Annotated in this window: 14 protein-coding genes and 1 pseudogene; 5 read left to right on the top strand and 10 right to left on the bottom strand. The window is 60.6% G+C overall.

Annotated features, from left to right (window positions below):
- Positions 1–20: 20 nt before the first annotated feature.
- The 5 genes and pseudogenes from HMPREF0178_RS18645 to HMPREF0178_RS18625 form a co-directional block, all read right to left on the bottom strand.
- Entirely contained in the window at positions 21–1,319 is a 1,299-nt protein-coding gene (locus HMPREF0178_RS18645; protein WP_009369123.1) for a phenylacetate--CoA ligase family protein, read from the bottom strand.
- Positions 1,320–1,508: 189 nt separating this feature from the next.
- Positions 1,509–2,590, bottom strand: a pseudogene (locus tag HMPREF0178_RS18640) (DUF1786 family protein).
- A 2-nt stretch (positions 2,591–2,592) separates the two neighbouring features.
- On the bottom strand, positions 2,593–2,991 hold the full coding sequence (locus HMPREF0178_RS18635) for a hypothetical protein (RefSeq protein WP_005025904.1): 399 nt from the start codon (positions 2,989–2,991) through the stop codon (positions 2,593–2,595).
- Positions 2,992–3,129: 138 nt separating this feature from the next.
- Positions 3,130–4,119, bottom strand: a complete 990-nt coding sequence (gene gluQRS, locus HMPREF0178_RS18630) for a tRNA glutamyl-Q(34) synthetase GluQRS (RefSeq protein WP_009369120.1) — start codon at positions 4,117–4,119, stop codon at positions 3,130–3,132.
- On the bottom strand, positions 4,116–5,024 hold the full coding sequence (locus tag HMPREF0178_RS18625; RefSeq protein WP_005025908.1) for an EamA family transporter: 909 nt from the start codon (positions 5,022–5,024) through the stop codon (positions 4,116–4,118). Before HMPREF0178_RS18625 ends, gluQRS begins: the two co-directional genes overlap by 4 nt.
- A gap of 309 nt (positions 5,025–5,333) precedes the next feature.
- Between HMPREF0178_RS18625 and trpB the strand changes: the two genes are divergently transcribed.
- Positions 5,334–6,542, top strand: coding sequence for a tryptophan synthase subunit beta (gene trpB, locus HMPREF0178_RS18620; protein WP_009369119.1), 1,209 nt, complete (start codon positions 5,334–5,336; stop codon positions 6,540–6,542).
- Between the two features lie 428 nt (positions 6,543–6,970).
- On the opposite strand, the gene pdxT is transcribed toward trpB, so the two are convergent.
- The 3 genes from pdxT to HMPREF0178_RS18605 form a co-directional block, all read right to left on the bottom strand.
- On the bottom strand, positions 6,971–7,588 hold the full coding sequence (gene pdxT, locus HMPREF0178_RS18615; RefSeq protein WP_009369118.1) for a pyridoxal 5'-phosphate synthase glutaminase subunit PdxT: 618 nt from the start codon (positions 7,586–7,588) through the stop codon (positions 6,971–6,973).
- Positions 7,589–7,592: 4 nt separating this feature from the next.
- Complete coding sequence (gene pdxS, locus HMPREF0178_RS18610; RefSeq protein ID WP_232281332.1) at positions 7,593–8,477, bottom strand: pyridoxal 5'-phosphate synthase lyase subunit PdxS; 885 nt, start codon at positions 8,475–8,477, stop codon at positions 7,593–7,595.
- A 366-nt stretch (positions 8,478–8,843) separates the two neighbouring features.
- Positions 8,844–10,769, bottom strand: a complete 1,926-nt coding sequence (locus HMPREF0178_RS18605) for an ATP-binding cassette domain-containing protein (RefSeq protein ID WP_009369116.1) — start codon at positions 10,767–10,769, stop codon at positions 8,844–8,846.
- A 389-nt stretch (positions 10,770–11,158) separates the two neighbouring features.
- On the opposite strand from HMPREF0178_RS18605, the gene HMPREF0178_RS18600 reads away from it, so the two are divergent.
- Positions 11,159–12,241, top strand: coding sequence for an ABC transporter substrate-binding protein (locus HMPREF0178_RS18600; RefSeq protein WP_039959415.1), 1,083 nt, complete (start codon positions 11,159–11,161; stop codon positions 12,239–12,241).
- Between the two features lie 563 nt (positions 12,242–12,804).
- Positions 12,805–14,238 carry a chromosomal replication initiator protein DnaA gene (gene dnaA / locus HMPREF0178_RS18595; RefSeq protein WP_005029399.1) on the top strand — a complete coding sequence of 478 codons (1,434 nt, stop codon included), beginning with the start codon at positions 12,805–12,807 and terminating at the stop codon, positions 14,236–14,238.
- A gap of 401 nt (positions 14,239–14,639) precedes the next feature.
- On the opposite strand, the gene HMPREF0178_RS18590 is transcribed toward dnaA, so the two are convergent.
- Positions 14,640–15,752: a metal-dependent hydrolase gene (locus HMPREF0178_RS18590; protein WP_009369113.1), complete on the bottom strand. Its 1,113-nt coding sequence runs from the start codon at positions 15,750–15,752 to the stop codon at positions 14,640–14,642.
- 278 nt (positions 15,753–16,030) lie between these two features.
- The gene (locus HMPREF0178_RS18585) at positions 16,031–17,056 is read right to left on the bottom strand and encodes an SIS domain-containing protein (protein ID WP_009369112.1); all 1,026 of its coding nucleotides are present in this window, start codon (positions 17,054–17,056) and stop codon (positions 16,031–16,033) included.
- A 309-nt stretch (positions 17,057–17,365) separates the two neighbouring features.
- Here HMPREF0178_RS18585 and HMPREF0178_RS18580 point away from each other — a divergent pair, with 309 nt between their 5' ends.
- Positions 17,366–18,403 (top strand): alpha-hydroxy-acid oxidizing protein, encoded by a 1,038-nt coding sequence (locus HMPREF0178_RS18580; RefSeq protein WP_009369111.1) that lies wholly within the window; start codon positions 17,366–17,368, stop codon positions 18,401–18,403.
- A gap of 16 nt (positions 18,404–18,419) precedes the next feature.
- Positions 18,420–19,292, top strand: a complete 873-nt coding sequence (locus HMPREF0178_RS18575; RefSeq protein ID WP_005029406.1) for a YitT family protein — start codon at positions 18,420–18,422, stop codon at positions 19,290–19,292.
- Positions 19,293–19,594: the final 302 nt, after the last annotated feature.

The raw sequence follows: 19,594 nt of genomic DNA, 5'->3' as shown, positions 1-19,594 counted from the left end.
AATCTTCACAACACCTTCCTTCAGCTCTTCTCGCGCTTGTCGATGACGCGTTGGGCCTTGCCTTCGGTGCGGGGCAGGGAATTGTGCTGTACGAGTTCGACCTTGGGCGTGATGAGGATTTCGTCCTTGAGGGCGCGGGCGATGGTTTCCTGAAGACCGCGCAACACGCGCATGTCTTCCACAAAGCTCTCCTCGCGGATTTCGACCTGCACCTTCATGGTGTCCTTGAGGCCGTCGCGCTCAAGGACGATGACATAGTTCTGACCCACTTCGGGGTAGGCCATGAGCACGCGCTCGACCTGCATGGGATAGATGTTCACGCCCTTGACGATGATCATGTCGTCGGAGCGGCCAAGGATACGGTCGATGCGGCGGTGCTTGCGGCCGCAGGGACAGTCGCCGGGGATGATCCGGGTAAGATCGCGAGTTCGGTAGCGCAGGATGGGCATCCCGTGGCGGCACAGGGTCGTGAGCACCAGTTCGCCCACTTCGCCGTCCGGAACCAGCTTTCCGGTATTCGGATCAATGATTTCCATTAGATAGGCATCTTCCCAGAGATGCAGTCCGTTCTGGTACTGGCACTCGAAGGCTACGCCGGGGCCGTTCATTTCGGACAGGCCGTAGGAGTTGTATACCTTCATGTCGAACAGGGCTTCGATGCGGCGGCGCGTCTCTTCGGTGTAAGGCTCCGCGCCCACACAGGCGATGCGCAGGGAAAGGGCTTTGGGGTCTTCGCCTTCCTCAATCAGGGTCGTGCCGAGATGCAGGGCATAGGAGGGCAGGATGTGGGCCACTGTGGTCCCGAAATCCTTCACCAGCTTGAGCTGGCGCTTGGAGTTGCCCGCGCCCGCCGGAATGGTCATGCAGCCGAGGCGCTCGGCGCCGAAATGGATGCCGAGGCCGCCCGTGAACAGGCCGTAGCCGGACATGTTCTGAAACACGTCGTCCTTGCGTACGCCCGCCATGTAGAGGCAGCGGGCCATGAGATCGGCCCAGCTGTTGATGTCGGACTGGGTATAGCAGACGGCTACCGGGGTGCCGGTGGTGCCGCTGGAGCAGTGCATACGCACGAATTCGGAATGCGGAACCGTGGCGAGCCCATACGGATACTGGGAGCGGAGATCGTCCTTGCTGGTAAAGGGAATCCGCCGGATGTCCTCAAGGGAGCGCAGGTTGTCGGCGGACACTCCGGCTTCGGCAAGACGCTTGGCGTAGAAAGGCGCGCGGCTGGCTTGCTGAATGGTCGTTTTCAGGCGCGCCAACTGAACGGTTTCCAGCGTGGCTCTGTCCCATGTTTCGGCTTTGTCAAAGTAATCCATCTTCGTATCCGTACTTGGTTGAAAAACGGTTAACACGCTATTCGCAAAACTATTCCCTCATCCAACGGAACTCCCGCCGCGCAGCCACCCCACCAGTCAAAAATCTTGGGAAAGGACGGGAAAAGGGTTGGGGAAGGGGAGGAGAACCTTTTCTAGCAGGAAGGTTCTCCTCCTCCCCAATGCAAACCATTATGCCTCTCGCAACGCAAGGCCGTGCAGCAGCCCGTGGCAGCCCGCAATCATCATGTCGCCGTGCGGGGCGATGAATTGGGCGTGCCCCAGCAGCATCTCGCGGCGCGGCCCGACCACGAAGGTCGGGGCAAAGCCTTCCGCTTCAGGAGGCAGAGGCGCGAGAAACGCGCAGCCGTGCCCGCCTTTGGCGCGCACCTGTTCGTCGGGAAGCCAGCCGAAACCGAATTCCTTGAGATCGAACAGCAGGGCGTCGGTATCCAGCATCCCGGTGTGGTGCTCGTAGACGCCGAGAATGCGCCCCTTGAAGACGAGGAACGCCGCAACATGGCTGTTGCCCACGTTGACCACAGTAACGCCTTGGCGCTGGCTGCGCTTGGCGACTTCCGGCGCGGCGAGCGCGCCGAGGACGGCGGCCGTGGCGGTATCCGCCACAGGCCGCCCGTGCATTGCTGGAGGGCGTTGAGCCGGGTGCAGGGCGCGGGGGGCGTGTCGTACAGCCAGCGGGCGGGATCACCCTGCGTTTCAGTGAGCAGGGCGCGCCAGAGGTTGAAGCGCCCGACGCGGTTGCCTTCGGGATGATGTCCGTGATCCTGTGCGGCGGCAACGACGAGGGAGGGCTTGGGAAGCCCGGCGGCGCTGAGGAGGCCGTCCCAGAAACCGGGCTCGTAGTCGGCCAGCGGAACGGCGGCGTATCCTTTGGGGCAGGACGGCGTAATGGAGACGCCCTGCGCCTTCACGCGTTCGGGATTGTCGTGCAGGGCGAGGGCCGCATCAGGCGAAGCGGCGGGGGCGAGCCCGGCTGCCGCCTGTTCCTGAACGGCGACGGCGAAACCGCCGCCCATGTTGTGCCCGTACAGCCAGACGGGGCGACCGGCTGCTGTGTGGCGGCGGATGCGGTCGGCGATGCCCAGCGCGGGGGAGGGAAGGACGAAACGGGGCCAATTTTCGGCCCGTTCGCCGGGCAGGGCCAGCAGGACATCCTGCGTCCCGCTGCCGATGTCGAGGCTCAGGATCGGCCCGGCGGCCGCCAGCAGACGCGCAACGGCATCCCCGGCGGACGCGGGAGAAAGTTCGGCCATGACTATTTTCCTTTATTCTGGATAAGCACCAGCGGGATGCGGTGCAGCGCGCTGGAGAGGCTTTCCGTAGTGCCGATGCGCCACCATACGTCATCGAGTTCCCATCCGGCGCGGCTCGCAATGTCACTGACCAGACCTTTGAGATTGATGATGGGGTGGCGCTCGAAAACCTGCGGCAGGCCGTAGGTCAGGCTGCACACGAGGCAGCGGCCCGCGCGCTGGTGGAGTTCGAAGTAAAAATGCAGTTCGCCATCGTCGCTTTCCTCGGGATCGACAACGAGACGGATATCATAGGCTCCCTCTTCCGCATCGCCGAACAGCGCATCGAAAAAATCATTGGTCCGCTGGATAGGGAAAAGATCATTCAGACATTCAGGGGTAAAAACGTCGTATACGGCCATGAAGGAAACCTTCCTTGCGTTGGGAGCCTGCGAAACGCACAGACGAGTGCGACAAGACAACAGCCCAAAAAATAGCATCCATCGGCGCAAGACGCAACAAGAGACACCTTGCGGCGCGACAACAAAGGGGTTTTCGTGTCAACAGACGACGGAGAGCGAGGCCGTGAGATCGGCTTCGATAAGGACTCGTTCGGGAAGGAAGCGCAGGCGGCCCGGATCGAACGCCGGAAGGAGATTACGGGGATGGGCGGGGGCGAGCGCGCCGATCAGTCCCGCCTTCCAGCCGAGGTAGCCGGCTACGGCGGCTGGAGAGACGCCCGCGTCACGCAGGGAGGCCAGCGTGAGGCTTGCGTGGCGCTTGGCGAGGCGTTCGCCTTCGGGATCGCAGAGCAGGGGCAGGTGCATATAGGCGGGGCGGGGATAGCCGAGGAGATCGAACAGGGCGAGCTGGCGCGGCGTGGAGACGAGCAGATCTTCCCCCCGGACGACTTGCGTAATGCCCATGAGCCCGTCGTCCACGACCACGGCAAGCTGGTAGGCGATGACGCCGTCAGAGCGCCGCAAGGCGAAATCACCGCCGCAGGCTTCCAATGTCATGCGGAAAGGGCCGAATACGGCATCCTCAAAAACATAGCTCTGGGAAGGGCAGTGGAGCCGGATGCACGGGCGGCGTCCGGAGGCTTCCAGCTCGGCTCGGCGTTCGGGGGGCAGGTTGCGGCAGGTTCCGGGGTAGGCGGCCCCGGCATCCCCCACATGGGGCGCACCCGCCAATGTGCGAAGCTCCTTGCGGGTACAGTAGCAAGGGTAGGTATGCCCGGCCCTGTCCAGACGGTTCAGGGCGTCCGCGTACAGCTCCATGCGGGCGCTCTGGGTATACGGCCCTGCCGGTCCTCCGACGTCCGGGCCCTCGTCCCAGTCCAGCCCGAGCCAGCGCAGATCGCGGATGATCGCGTCGGCGTACTCGGCTCGGGAACGGTCGGGATCGATGTCCTCCATGCGCAGCACGAGCGAACCGCCTTTGCTCCGGCAGGCCAGCCACGCGAGCAGAAAAGCCCATGCGTTGCCGAGGTGCAGAAAACCGGTGGGGCTCGGCGCAAGCCTGCCCCGGACGGGACTGGAGGCGTTCATCCGTGCTTTCGGGAAACGATGAAGAAGACGGAAAGGACGGTCAGGCAGCAGGCCGTGACGATGACGCCGTCCACCTGTTCGCCCGCGAGCAGCCAGCCGAGGAATACGCCGATGACCGGATTGACGTATTCATAGGAAATGGCGACCACGGTGCGCGTGTGCAGCAACAGCCAGAAATAACAGGTGTAGGCGATGATCGCCCCAAAGATGACCAGATAGAGCAGCGCCCCCGCGCTCAGCGGAGTGACGGAATCCATCGAGAACGTGGAAAATTCCCCAAGCACGGCGGCACCCACGAGGCTCTGCAGGCCGCCGATGAACATCAGCAGGCCGCTCGTCTGTATGACGGAAAGCTGGGTCTCGCTCGCCTGCTTTTTGGAGAGGAACGAGCCCGTCACCCAGCCGAAGGCGGCGCACAGCACAAGCAGGATGCCCCACCCGGAGTCCGTGCCGGAAGCCGTCTGATTGACGCTGAGAAGGATGAGGCCCGCAAAGCCGGTCCCGAGTCCGAAGAACTGCACTAACGAAGGCCGGGGATCGCCGCAGAACAGCCAGCCGCCGAGCACCATCCAGATAGGCACCGCGCCGAGGATCATGGCCGCCGTACCAGAGGAGATGGATTCCTGCCCCTTGGCGAGGAAACCGCTGGCCATGAATACCATGAAGAACGCGAGGACGAAACTTTGGGAGAGGTCCTTGCGGGTTGGCAGGTTGCGTTCGCCACGCGCCCAACTCCAGAGATACAGGAGCACGCCCGCAAGCATCATGCGCAGGCCGCACATCATGAACGGGGGAAAGCTCTCAATAGCAAATTTGATGGAAATGAAACAAGAGCCCCACGAGATATAAACCAGAGTGAGGCATCCCAGTACTTGCGCGATGTGTTTTTGCCGTGTCGTCAACATGCGCGGGAAAATATCCCGTCGTCCGCCGTACTGCAAGCCCCGAAAAACAGCAAAAACGACAACTGGTTGTCTTTGCTCGCGAAAAGAAAAAAGCAGAAACGATATTGACATGAAAAACGAATCGGGGCATCATACCGCTCATGAACATTCAATCCGTCAACCTTCTTTCCGCTCGCTGGTGGTGGCGCTCTTGCTAAAGAGTGCCGGGTTGTCGAGTCTTCTTCACAGAGCGTAAACATCCAACCGCGGCCGGGATACTGGTCGCGGTTTTTTTGTGGTGGTATCCCGTCCTAAGATGAGGAAACTGCCATGAATATGTCTTCCGCTTCCCTCTCCGCTTCCGAATCCACCGGTTTCTTCGGCGCTTACGGCGGGCAGTTTGTCCCCGATGATCTGAAGGCACGTCTTGACGAAGTGACCGAAGCCTTTGATCGGTATCGCGACAATTCCTTTTTCAAGGACGAGCTGGATTACTATTTCAAGCACTACACCGGGCGTCCGAATCCCATCTTTTTCTGCGCCAATCTGAGCGAACGCCTCGGCGGGGCCAAGATTTATCTCAAGCGTGAGGATTTGAACCATCTCGGCGCGCACAAGATCAACAATACGTTGGGCCAGTGTCTGCTGGCGAAGCGGATGGGCAAGAAGCGGATCGTAGCGGAGACCGGCGCGGGGCAGCATGGCGTGGCGACGGCGGCGACGGCGGCCCTGCTCGGGCTGGAGTGCACCGTGTACATGGGCGCCGAGGACATGAAGCGCCAGCGCCTGAACGTCATCCGCATGGAGATGCTCGGCGCGAAGGTCGTGCCCGCGCTTTCCGGCCAGCGCACGCTCAAGGAAGCCGTGGACGAGGCGCTCGCCGCGTGGATTGCCAATCCCGATACCTTCTATGTGCTTGGTTCGGCGGTCGGCCCGCATCCCTATCCCACGATGGTTCGCCATTTCCAGTCCGTCATCGGCTGTGAGGCGCGCGAACAGATGCTTGCCGAATGCGGGAAACTGCCTGTGGCCGCTTTCGCCTGTGTGGGCGGCGGCTCCAATGCCATCGGCCTGTTCGCCGGATTTGTGGACGATGCGGACGTGCGTCTTATTGGTGTGGAGCCCGCCGGACGCGGCCTGACCTACGGCGATCATGCCGCCAGCCTGTGCAAGGGGGAACCCGGCGTGATGCACGGCTTCCATTCCTACATGATCAAGGATGAGAACGGCGAGCCGGGCGCGGTGTACTCCATTTCCGCCGGGCTTGACTATCCTTCCGTCGGCCCCGAGCACAGCTATCTCAAGGACATAGGCCGCGCCGAGTACGTCAGCGTGACCGACAAGGAAGCCGTGGACGCGTTTTTCCTGTTGTCCCGTACGGAGGGCATCATCCCCGCGCTCGAATCCTCCCATGCCTTGGCGCAGGCCGTCAAAGTGGCTCCCACACTGCCCAAGGACGCCGCGCTGCTGGTGTGCCTCTCCGGCCGCGGCGACAAGGACGTCGAGCAGATGGAAGCTTTCTTGGAGAGCGCGAAGTAGGGCGGGATTGAGAGGGATTGGGGAGGGGAAGGAGAACCTTTCTGAGGAAGGGGGGGAACACCCCCACGGTTCTCCGTCCTCTCCCAAACCTGCCAGCGCGGCTCGCGCCCATCCCTTCCTCTCCAAAGACTCTTGTGTTTATTGATCCCTCATGGCGGTTTTGCCTGCTGAAGAAGAAAGCGCCTTTCCCGTGTTTGTGCGGGAAAGGCGCTTTTTATTGGCTTGGATTGTATTTTGAATTGTGCACTGCTCAATCCGTAATACTCAAAGGGGAGCCTGCTCTATATCTTTCCATCCTCCCAAAACGGGGAAAGGCGCGGAACAGGGATTCGATAAGGTCAAAAGTCTTGGGAAGAGGAGGGATGGGGGTTCGGGGGAAGGGAGGGGAAACCTTTCTGGAGAAAGGTTTCCTCTCCCCTCCTCAATGCTTAATTCTTTCCAGCCATATCCACGACCCACTGATGCAGGCGCAGGTCATCGGTCAACTCGGGATGGAAGGAGGTGGCGAGGACGTTCCCCTGCCGCACGGCAACGGGGAACCCGTTGACCCGGGCGAGTACCTCCACGCCGGGGCCGACCTCTTCAATGAGCGGCGCTCGGATGAAAACGGCTTCGAGGGGAGGCTGATCCGTTGGATTGCCGTCCGCTGCGGGGAATGGGCACAGCTCCAGCGGAGCCGTGAAGCTGTCGATCTGCCGCCCGAAGGCGTTTCGGCGCACGGAAGCGTTCAAGAGGCCGATGCGCGGCTGCTCGGGATGATCGAGGATGTCCGAGCAGAGCAAGATAAGCCCCGCACACGTGCCGAATACGGGCATTCCGCTTTGGATCAGCTCCCGTACACGGCCCATCATGCCCCATTCGATGAGGAACTTGCCCATGACCGTGCTCTCGCCTCCGGGGAAGACAAGGCCGGAAAGACCTTCGAGGTCTTCCCGCGTGCGTATTTCCACGGCTTCGGCCCCGCAGCGGAGCAGGGAGCGGACGTGTTCTCGGAAGGCCCCCTGAATGGCCAACACGCCGATGCGCGGAGCGGACGTTGCGGCCATCGGTTTACCAGCCCCGTTCCTGCATACGCTGTTCGGGCGCGATGGTCGAGATTTCCAGGCCGGGCATGGCTTCGCCGAGATCGCGGGAGACTTCGGCAAGAATCTTGTAATCATTGTAGTGGGTCACGGCTGCGACAATGGCCTTGGCGCGCTTGGCCGGATCTGTGGACTTGAAGATGCCGGAGCCCACGAACACGCCGTCAAGGCCGAGCTGCATCATGAGAGCGGCGTCGGCGGGCGTGGCGATGCCGCCAGCGGCGAAGTTCACCACGGGCAGACGGCCTTCGGCGCGGATCTTGAGCACGAGTTCGAGCGGCGCGCCGTTTTCCTTGGCGAAGTTGGCGACTTCCTCTTCGGGCAGGGCGCACAGGGCGCGGACTTCGCCGAGGACCATGCGGCAGTGGCGCACGGCTTCGACGACGTTGCCGGTTCCGGGCTCGCCCTTGGTACGGATCATGGAAGCGCCTTCAGCGATGCGGCGCAGGGCTTCGCCAAGGTTGCGGGCCCCGCACACGAACGGCACGGTGTAGTCGCGCTTGTCGATATGGAAGCGGTCGTCGGCGGGGGTCAGCACTTCGCTCTCGTCGATATAGTCGACGCCGAGGGATTCAAGGATGCGGGCTTCGACGATGTGCCCGATGCGCGCCTTGGCCATGACCGGGATGGTCACGGCGTCCATGATGCGCAGGACGACGGTCGGATCGGCCATGCGGGCGACGCCCCCGGCCTTGCGGATATCGGCGGGGACGCGCTCAAGCGCCATGACGGCGCACGCGCCCGCTTCCTGTGCGATTTTTGCCTGCTCGGGGGTGGTGACGTCCATGATGACGCCACCCTTCAACATTTCGGCCAGACCGGACTTGAGCTGGAACGTGCCTTTCTCCATGATCTATCTCCTTAAGAAGCTGTTGGTTGCGTTGATGATGGGCGCAACTTAACAGCGCTCCGGAGAACCGGGGTAGCGATCCGGCTGGTCATGGATCAATCTTTTTGGCGAGCGGGACAATGTGGATTGTCATGGTGACAATGTATGGAGGTAAAAAAGAATGCAAATACAGCTTGATGAAGTGTGACGGATAGGGTGTCACCTCAATATGTACCGTTTCAAAAGAGAACCTGTACCTCAAAAAGACCTGCGAACAGGGATTCAATAAGCACAAAACTCTTTGGAAAGAGAGGGGTGGGGGTTGGGGAGGGGAGGGAAAACGTGGGGTGCTTCCCCCTTCTTCAGAAAAATTTTCCCTCCCCAATGGTTCTACTTGTCTTCGACCTTGCCTTCCAGTTCGGCAATGCGGAACTCGACATCCTCCCAGCGCTGGAGAGCGGCGGTCTGTTCGTCGTCAAGCTCGGAGATGCGCTTGGCGGTAGCGTTGAATCCGTCGGGATCGCGCGCGAAGAAGCCGGGATCGTTGAGCCGGTCTTCCAGCGTATGCTGTTCGTCTTCCAGCGCCGCCATCTTGCCGGGCAGGGCTTCCAATTCGTCCTTGAGCATTTGAAGTTCGCGCTGTTCCTTGAAGGTCAGCTTGCGCGGGCCGATCTTGGCGGGCGGGGCCAGCGGCTTGGGTTTCGGCTTGTCGGTGTGGGCAGCCACGGGCTCGGGGCGCTGGCGCAGCCAGTCCGTGTACCCGCCCACGTACTCGCGCACCTGCCCGTCGCCTTCGAGCGCCAGCGTGGTGGTGACGAGGTTGTCGAGGAACTCGCGGTCGTGGCTGACCATGAGCACCGTCCCTGAATAGCTGGCGAGCAGCTCTTCAAGCAGTTCCAGCGTCTCCACGTCCAGATCGTTGGTGGGTTCGTCGAGAACCAGCAGGTTGGAAGGCATGGTGAACAGCTTGGCGAGGAGCAGGCGGTTACGCTCGCCGCCGGAAAGCGTGTGCACCGGAACCCTGAGCCGGTCCGATTCAAAGAGGAAATCCATGAGGTAGCTGGCCACATGCCGCTGCTGCCCGTTGATGGTCACGGTGTCGTTGCCGTTCGCCACGTTGTCCATGACCGATTTTTCAGGATCGAGCGAGGAGCGGAGCTGATCGAAATAGCTGACTTCGAGCCGCGTCCCGTGCCGGATGGAGCCTTCCGTGGGTTCGAGTTCGCCGAGAAGGAGGCGGAGCAGGGTGGTCTTGCCCACGCCGTTGTTGCCGATGAGCCCGATGCGGTCCCCGCGCTGGATGATGGTCGAAAAGGCGTTGAATACGCGGTAGCCGTCTGGGTAGGCGAATCCCGCCTGTTTCGCCTCGATAACCAGCTTGCCGGAGCGTTCCGCCTCCTGCGCGAGCATGGAAACGACGCCCTGACGCGACACGCGGGCCATCCGTTCGGAACGCATGGCCTGCAGCGCGCGGACGCGGCCCATGTTGCGGGTGCGGCGGGCCTTGATGCCTTGCCGTATCCACGCTTCTTCCTGCGCGAGCTTCTTGTCGAAGGCCGCGGCCTGTTTTTCCTCGGCGTCGAGGCGTTCCTCCCGGCGTTCGAGGAACTGGTCGAACGTGCAGGCATAACTGTAGAGCTGGGTACGGTCCACCTCCACGATACGCGTGGCGAGGCGGCGCACAAAGGCGCGGTCATGGCTGATGAAAACGAAGGTCTTGACCCGCCGGACGAGGAAATCTTCCAGCCATGCGATGGTCTTGATATCCAGATGGTTGGTGGGCTCGTCGAGCAGCAGGTTTTCGGAGGCGACGAGGGCGCGGGCCAGCGCCACGCGGCGCTTGTTCCCGCCGGAGAGCGTGGCGAAGTCCGCCTCGGGATCGAGCCCGAGCTGGTTGATCGCCTCAAGGATGTCGCCGTGGCGTTCCCAGCCTTCCCCGGTCTGGAGGAGGTTGCGGGCCAGCGCCAGCTTGGCGGCGGAGAGCTGATCCTCGCGGCCCGTGGCAATGAGATGGGCGGCGGCCAGCGCTTCGCCTTCTTTGCCGAGCCCTGAGGCCACGACGCCGAAGACCGGGCCGCTCCAATGATCGGGCACGGCCTGCGGCATATGCCCGAACGTGACGCCCGGCGTGCGGACGATGGTGCCGCCGTCGGGCGTGAGGTCGCCGGACAGCAGGGCCATCAGGGACGACTTGCCGACGCCGTTGCGCCCGACGAGACAGACCCGCTCACCCTGCTCCACATGCAGGTCGGCGGTATCGAGAAGCGTCTTGCCGCCCAGATTGAGCGTGACGCCCTGTAAACTCAAAAGTGCCATGAACTCCCTCGCAGGATACGCGAAAACGGATCGCGGGAACGTTTGTTGCGTAAGAAAGAGCGCGGCGGGAACGCTTGGGGGGACCTTTCCGGCCGCCCGGAGCGCGCCGCGCGGCGCTGACGGTACGGATTCTGTCCCGAAAGATATGCCGCTTCCTTAAAAGAAGCAAGGGAATGGCCCTGATGCCGCTCCTGCCGCCATGTCGGGCGTGATGATGCGGCGCTTGTTCCATGATTCTTTTGACACCGAAAAACTCTGAAGAGCGCCCCGCGTTGCCACTGCCTTTTTTTTGAGGTATGGTCATGGCAAATGTCCTTGGCTGTTCTGTGGGGAGTGGCTCTGTTCGGAAGCCGGGGAAACGAACGTTCTCATGGGTGGATGAGGAAATCATGAAAGTGCGCAATCCCTTTGCTGGTCTGTTGGCCCTGTTTTTTGTGGTCGCGTGGTGCCTGAGCGGCTCCGCAGCGTTCGCCAAGCCCCTTGTGCCTCTTCGCACGGCATGGCTCGGCGAGCATGAAACGTTTTTGGTCTGGTACGCCAGAGAAAAGGGATGGGACAAGGCTGAAGGGCTGGATCTCGAATTGCTGCCCTTTGAATCCGGTAAAAACGTCATTGACGAAATGCAGTCGTCCAATTGGGCCATTGCCGGCGTTGGGGCCATGCCCGCGCTGACCGCTTCGTTGAGCAGCCGCCTGTACATCGTCGGCATCGGCAACGACGAATCCGCTTCCAACGCTATTTTCACGCGTGCCGACAGCCCCATCCTCAAGATGAAGGGTTTTAACCCCAACTGCCCGGAAGTGTACGGTAATCCCGGATCCGTGCGCGGGAAGACCTTCATCGTCCCCAAGGGCACGTCCGCTCACTACATGCTGAGCCGCTGGCTGCACGTCCTTGGCCTGAACGAGCGTGACGTCAACATCGTCGACATGCAGCCGTCCGAAGCCATGAAGGCGTTTGCCGACGGCCAGGGCGACGCCATCGCGCTGTGGGCCCCCCAGACCTTTGAAGCCGAAAAGCTCGGCCTGAAGACCGTCGCGCACTCCAGCGACTGCAATGCCCGCCAGCCCATCCTGCTCGTCGCCAATATGGATTATGCCAACAAGCACAAGAGCGACATTGTGGCCTTCCTCCGCGTGTATCTCCGCAGCGTGGACATGATGAAGAAGACCCCCGCCGAGGACCTTGCCGACGACTACATGCGTTTCTACAATGCGTGGACCGGCAAGACCATGACCCGTGAGGAAGCCATCCGCGACATCAAGGATCACCCGGTATACGCTCTCGACCAGCAGCTTGATATGTTCAAGCAGAGCTATGGGACCAGCGAACTGCGTGAATGGCTGCATGATATCGTTTCCTTCCAGAACGAGAGCGGCGAACTGGATCGGCGTGACTTGGCCCGCCTTGAGCGCCTCCATTACGTCACCGACATTTACCTGAAGGCTGTGAAGGCACCCTCCAAAAAGTAGTTTCTCGCACCGAAAAATGTTTTTGAAGGTGGTTCCGGGATGTTGCGTTCCGGAACCACTCTTGTTTGAGAAAGAGGAGGCGATTTTTGTGAAGTTCTGTTTGACTTTTTCCGTTTGTTTGAGAAAAATCGCCTTCCGTCTTGTTTCTTCCCGGAAAAACGCAGGCTGCCCGTGTTCTTTTCGCGCGGCCCGTTTTTGTGTGTTCGTTTAACCGGAGCGGCTCCGTGGCCGTTCCGGTTTCATCTGTCTGCCATACGGGTAACAGGTCGGTATCAAAGTATGTTTTTGAAAAATGAAGGGATCTTGAGCTTTTTCAGGCCGTGCAGGAATACGGTTGTGGAAAAGTTTTTCACAAGCCAGTGCATAACAGGGCCCCCTCATATGAAAACCCTTGTCTCCCAAGGGTAAAGAAAACATCGGAGAAGTGGCGGTATTGCAAAAAGGCCTGTCATTACGGGTAACTTTTTTATCCTCCTTTGTGGGAAGCCTTTTGCGCCCCGACGGGCAGAAACTCCGCGAATCTGCTTTGTCACAGGACAAGTCAAACGCTAGAAGAATCGGATATGAAAACTCAGTGGCTCAAAATCTGTGAAGATCTGCAAAACAGGCTCAACCCCGGCACCTACAAGGTTTGGGTTGCGCCTCTCACCGCCGACCTTGAAGGGGAGGGGAAGATCCGTCTGTCCGCCCCCAATGGATTTGTGGCGACGTGGGTACGCGATCGCCTGCTGAACGACATTTCCGATGCGGCCTCCGCCATTTTCGGGCGGACGATGGAAATCAGCGTGGTCGCGGGCAATCCTCCCGCCAAACCGAGCCGTTCCGTTCCGGGGCGTCCTGCCGTCTCCGTTGAGGGTGAGCCCGCTCCGGCCCGTCGTCCCCGTACGGCTCCCGCGCCCCGTCCGGTGGCCGCTCCGTCCCTGCTTTCTTCCGCTGCCGAGCAGCTTTCCCTGCCCATCACCATGCCCGTGAACCAGTCCGTCCCGCACAACTGGCGGTACGCGTTCGACAGCTTTGTGGTCGGCCCCACCAATGACATGGCCTATGCCGCGGCGCGCAACATGGCGCGTTCCGGTGCCGCCGTGGATACCTTGTTCCTCAGCTCCGGGCCGGGGCTCGGCAAGACGCACCTCACGCAGGCCGTGGGGCAGGCTCTGTGCGAGGCCAGCAACCGCTCCAATCCCAAGGTCGAGTATCTGACCGCCGAAGAGTTTTCGAGCTGTTTTGTGCAGGCCCTCCAGTCGCGGACCGTGGATCGCTTCAAGGGGCGTTTCCGCGATGTGGATTTGCTGCTCCTTGAGGACGTGCATTTCCTCCAGGGCAAGGAAAAGATGCAGGATGAGGTGCTTTCCACCATCAAGTCCCTGCAGGAAAAGGGAAGCCGCGTCGTCCTGACGAGTTCCTTTGCTCCCTGCGAGCTGCGGAACGTGGACAACAGCCTCGTGTCGCGTTTCTGTTCGGGGTTCCTCGCCGGTATTGAAAAGCCCGATGCCAGCACGCGCCGCCGTATCCTTCAGGAGAAGGCCCGCCAGAACAACGCGCTGTTGTCCGATACGGTGGTGGATGTGCTGACCGAGCGCCTCACCGGGGATATCCGGCAGTTGGAAAGCTGCGTGCACAACCTGCTGCTCAAGGCCAAGCTGCTTGGCTGTACCATTTCCGTGGAAATGGCGCAGGAAATTCTGGCGCAGTACAGCCTTGACGATCCTTTTGTGGATGTGGATTCCATTATCCGCAAGGTGTGCGAAGGGTTCGGCCTCTCGCCCGAGCAGTTGGCATCCCGCAGCCGGAAGCAGAATCTGGTGGTGGCCCGCAACACGATTTTCTATCTCGCCCGCAAGCACACCGAGTTATCCTTGCAGGACATCGGCGACAAGTTTTCCCGCCGTCATTCCACAGTGCTCAAGGGTATCGCTTCGGTTGAGCGCGAGCTGCGCCGCGAGTCGCCCCTCGGACGTCAGATTGCCGGCACGCTGGCTTTGCTGGAGCGGCGTTAGGTTGCATTGGGAAACCGGGGAAGGGAAAGCCTTTCTGAAGAAAGGGGGTACCCCCACGCTTTTCCCTCCCTTGCCCGGACTCCATCCCTCCCTTCCCAAAGGCTTTTGATTTTATCGAATCCTTCATTGTGGGTTTTCGGATTTCGTGAACGGCTTTTTTGAAAAGAAAAGGGCATCCCGTTGGATGCCCTCTTGCGTTACGGCGTTGGTCGATTAAGGGAGCGAAACGACCGAAACATGCAACCACTCGCTTGGGGGTGGTTGCTGACTGGAAAACGAAGGAACTTTCAGCCTTGCCTTCCCATTTCGTAAAAGCCTTGGGAAGGAGAGAGGAGGGAGGAGGAAAACCCTTCTCAAGAAGGCTTTCCTCTCCCCTCTCCCGATTTTCCTCTTTCCTTTTTTCACTCCACAGGCGGATTCCAGCCGCTGTCTCCGCCCGCGCCGGTGGTGGTAATGAAGCGGACTGCGGAGACCCTGCCATCCGGGGCGACGCGGGCCATGATGCGGAAGGTCGTGGGCTTGCCGTGCCGCCGTACCTGAATATCGTCAACCCAGCCGATGGTCGAGCCGAAGCGCAGATCGCTGAATACGTATTCTGTATATCCCTTGAGGGGCCCCTCCAGCGGAATTTCAGCCTCAAGGGCGGGGTAGAGGGCAAAGCGTTCGTACGCGCGGAACATGCGGTCCTTTGCGGCAAGCTCGGCCCAGAGCGGCTGCGGCGGCTTGGCGTAGGCAATGAACGTCTGAGGCTCCTCCGTGAATACCGTATAGCCCGCTACGTCCCAGACGCTCCCGCGATCCAGAATGAGTTTCCAGTGGAAAGGCGTGAAGGCGTCGGGAACGAGATGCACGGCGCGCACATCATCCCAGAGGCCCTTTCCACGCTGCCCGGGAGTCAAATCCTCACTGAGAAGCTCTTGGGTGAAAACGTCGGGCGTGTAATGGCTGTCCTTGAGATGCGCCTCAAGCCCCACCCGTGTGGCCAGCGAGCCGAGCGGGTAGAGGATGGTCCAGAGCAGCAGGCCGATCATGACGGCGCGCCGCTTCCGCCAGAATAAGAGCCCAAGGGCCAACGGCAGGAGAAGCAACGGGTCTACGATAAACAGCGCATTCAAACGTACCCTGTAGTCGCTGAACGGCAGAAAGACCTGCGTGCCGTACGAATTCATGCAGTCCAAAAAAATGTGATGCAGAATGAGCAGGTAGGCCACGAGCCATGCCAGCGTCAGCGGCCAGCCGAATGGCGGAGAGTCGTCGGGGACTTTGGGGACCCGCCAGCGGTTCATCAGCCAGGGGATGAGGGCAAGGAGGAAAGCGAGCCCCAAACCGCCGACGAACGAATGGGTGATCCCCCGGTGGTACTCAATGTATTGCAGCGGGGTGCGGGTAAAGAAGACATCCATATCGGGAGAAGCCGCTACCAGCGCCGCCCATGCCGGAAGCCACCAGCGGCGTTTCCCCGGCAGGGCGCAGCCAATGACAGCTCCGCTCAAGGCATGTGTGATCGGTTCCATAGCGTTCCTTATCTTGCAAAAAAAGAAGGGGAAGGGCTTTTTCCGTGAAAAGCCTTCTTCCCCGGTGTCTCGCCAAATGGTGCGGCGTATCACAGTGTTTTGTGCCGAGCGCACCTGCCTCATTCAACAGGAAAATAAGCTCGGATTGCCCTTGCGCAAGCTATCACTCCCGAGAGCCAACCAGCGATCAAAAGCGACTCCAAGGGAGTGCCAGAGACGCGTTCAGGGCGGCATTGAGGGAATACGGTTTTTCTAGAAAACAAAAGCCATTGCGTGCATCAATGCTGCGAAAAGGCAACACTGCCCTGACCAAGCAGGTCGTGCATGTGGACCATGCCGAGCAGGCGGCGCTCTTCGTCAGCAATGGGCAACACCGTGATCGCTTTGCTTTCCATGAGCTCAAGAAGCGTGGCGACCGTGTCGCCTCGGGTCCCGCAGCGGGGAGAAGGCGTCATGACGGTGCTGACCGGGGCCTCGGGATTGAGCGTCCCGCGGCAAACGGCCCGCCTGACGTCGCCGTCGGTCAGGATGCCGCTGATCCTGTGTTCGCCATCGAGCAGAAGCACGGCTCCAAGCTTGCCTTGATCCAGTTGACGCAGGGCTTCCGACAAGAGGCTTGTTTCGGAAAGCTGAGGAAGGCCCTCGGTCCGCATGACTTCGCTGACGTTGAGCTTCAGGCGTTGCCCCAGACTGCCTCCGGGATGGTAGCGCAGGAAATCTTTTTCCGTAAATGATTTTAGCTGCATCAGACAAACGGCCAGCGCATCGCCGAGGGCGAGGACCGCAGTGGTCGAGGCTGTGGGGGCAAGCCCGTGCGGGCAGGCTTCACGGGGTACGCCCGAATGCAGCGTCACGTCGGCAAGGCGGCCAAGGGTGGAGTCCTCCCGTCCCGTCATGGCGATCAGGCTGGTGCCGAGCGATTTCAGCGCGGGCAGGATGGCGTTCAGCTCCGCCGTTTCACCGGAATTGGAGATGGCAATGATGACGTCGTCTTTGCGGAGGCTCCCCAGATCTCCGTGGGCTCCTTCCACGGGATGGAGAAAGAAGGCCGGTGTACCGGTCGAAGAAAAGGTGGCGGCAAGCTTGCGGCCGACCAGGCCGGATTTGCCGATGCCGGTCACGACCACACGCCCGGTGCACGCCGCCAGAAGCCCCAGCGCAAGGACGAGGGGGGCTTTTTCCGGCGTCCGGGCGTTGAGCCGGTCCCGCACGGCGGCGAGCCCGGCGATTTCAGTATTCAGAACGTCCTGCGCGAGCTTGATGAGCGCGGCGGGTCCGGTATGGGAAGGTACGGATTGGGTCATGGGAAAACGTCCTTGAAGCGGCATGGGCGTGCCGTCGTTACAAGAGAAAAAGAGAGCGAACAAGAAGCATAGAAAAAGAATGGCCCGCAGGCAAGCTGGCGAGGGGCCGTCATCTCTCATGCGGAGAACAATATTTCTCAGCCTGTTGACGATATATGTCGGTTCACGTACTCACGAAAGAGGCTGTTCCGTCCGTTTTTCCCTCCTCGCATCCTTCTTTTACGATATGGAAGCCTTTCACAATATTGCAAGGCGAAGCCCGTTCGGGTATCCACCTCTCTCTATCATTTCATTTGGGAGTCCCCTATTATGGATATTAAGGAAGTCCGCGCCAACGCCAAAGAGCGCATGAAGGGTTTTTGCCGTGTTTGTCCCGTGTGCGATGGGCGCGCCTGCGCAGGCGAAACGCCCGGTATGGGCGGCATCGGAACCGGGAGCGCGTTCAAGAACAATGTGGCCGCGCTTGCCGGCATCCGTCTGAACATGCGTCTGATTCATGAGGTCAAGAAGCCCGTCACGGAAACGGAGGTGCTCGGATTCAGGTTGCGCCTGCCCGTGCTGGCCGCTCCCATAGGGGGAACCTCCTTTAATATGGGCGGGGCCCTTTCCGAGGCGGAATACGCGCGGGCCATCGTATCCGGCTGCCGCGAAGCGGGCATTGCCGGCTGTGTCGGCGACGGCGCGCCGGATGAACTGCACGAAGCGGGGAATGCCGCCATCGCCGCCGAAGGCGGCTGGGGGATTCCGTTCATCAAGCCGTGGGAAGGCGAGGAACTGGAGCGCAAGATGTGCAGGGCCGCAGCCACCGGAACCCGTGTGCTCGGCATGGACATCGACGCAGCCGGGCTGATTGCCCTGGCCCGCATGGGGCGCCCCGTGTCTCCGAAAACGTGCGCCGAATTGGCGGCCATCGTTGATCGTTCGCATGAGCTTGGTATGAAATTCGTGCTCAAGGGCATCATGACGGTCGAAGATGCCATCGCCGCCGAGCGCGCCGGATGCGACGGCATCGTGGTTTCCAACCACGGCGGGCGGGCTCTGGATCATACGCCGGGGACCATCGAGGTCCTTCCCGCCATCGCCGCGCAGGTCAAGGGCCGCATGGCCGTTTTGATGGATGGCGGCATCCGTGACGGGCTCGACGTGCTCAAGGCGTTGGCCTTCGGCGCGGACGCCGTGCTGATTGGCCGTCCCTTCTGTCTCGCCGCCGTGGGGGGCGGTTCCGAAGGCGTGAAGCTGACGGCGGATCATCTTTACAATCAGCTTGTGCGCAGCATGGTGTTGACTGGCTGCCCGTCCGTCCGCGAAGCCGGGCGCCACCTCGTCAGTACGGCCCATCTCGCCTAATCCATACGGAGTTTTCATGAAAGTCAGTTTGCCTCAAAGGAACAAGCTCGCTCAGTCCATGTTGTGGAACCTCTTCCTGCTGACTGTCGGCGCTGTTTTCTTTTCTCTCGGCGCGCAGGCTGTGGCCGCGCATCACGGCTTCCTTACCGGGGGGATTTTCGGTGCCGGTCTGCTCGGCTGGTATACGACCGGGCTGTTTACGCCCGCGATCTGGTACCTGTTGATCAATATACCGCTGTTCTTCGTGTCGTGGTTCCAAATCGGGCGTCAGTTTTTCTTCTACAGCCTGTACGGAAGCCTTGCGACCACGATCATCAGTGAACTTATCACTTTTCAGGTCCCGATTCAGGATCACTTCTACGCGGCGATTACGGCAGGCGTCCTTTGCGGTACGGGTACCGGGCTCATGCTGCGGACGCTGGGGTCCGGCGGCGGCCTGGATCTCATCGGTGTTATCCTGAACAAGCGCTGGAACATCGGCATCGGGCGGTTTAATTTCTGCTTCAACGCGGTGATGTTCCTCGCTTCTATGGCGACCATTTCCCTTGATATGGTCATCGTGTCGTTCATTCAGGTTTTCGTGGCTTCCGCGACTATCGAATACGCGCTCCGTATGGGCAGCCAGAGGAAGATGGTCTACGTGGTCACCGATCGGGGCGAGGCGCTGTGCGAGGCGATCATCGCCGAAGGCTACGGCGGCGCGACCGTGCTCAAGGGCAAGGGCGCGTACAGCGGCGGCGACCGCGAGATCATCCTTACCGTAACCAACAATATCATGTTGCGGCGCTTGGAGAACCTTGTTTTCGCCATTGACGACAAGGCTCTCTTCATCGTGGAGAATACCTTCTACGTTTCCGGCACCCGGTATCCGCGGAAGTCGATTATTTAGGAGAACCCTTTTGGGGAAGGAAGATGCCTTTTTTCAAAAAGGGCCCTTCCTCCTCCCCAAACCGCACCTCCATCCTCCTCAACCTTTTGTAATGGCAGATGATGGTTGCTGTGACGCGGATGGCGGCTTTACCGTAGTCCCCCTGCTTTGCTCCAGAAGAGAACCATTCCGGATGCCATAAAAAAGCCCTTCAGGATGCTTCCCGAAGGGCTTTTTTCATAAACACAAAGACGTGTTCCCCACTTTCCCCGAAATCGCCATGAGGGATTCGATAAAGACGAAAGTCTTTGAAGGGAAGGGGT

It is taken from the genome of Bilophila sp. 4_1_30, from assembly GCF_000224655.1.
GTDB classification, from domain to species: domain Bacteria; phylum Desulfobacterota; class Desulfovibrionia; order Desulfovibrionales; family Desulfovibrionaceae; genus Bilophila; species Bilophila wadsworthia.
Note: the sequence above shows the minus strand (reverse complement) of the source record. Positions and strands in the feature narration are given on the sequence as shown.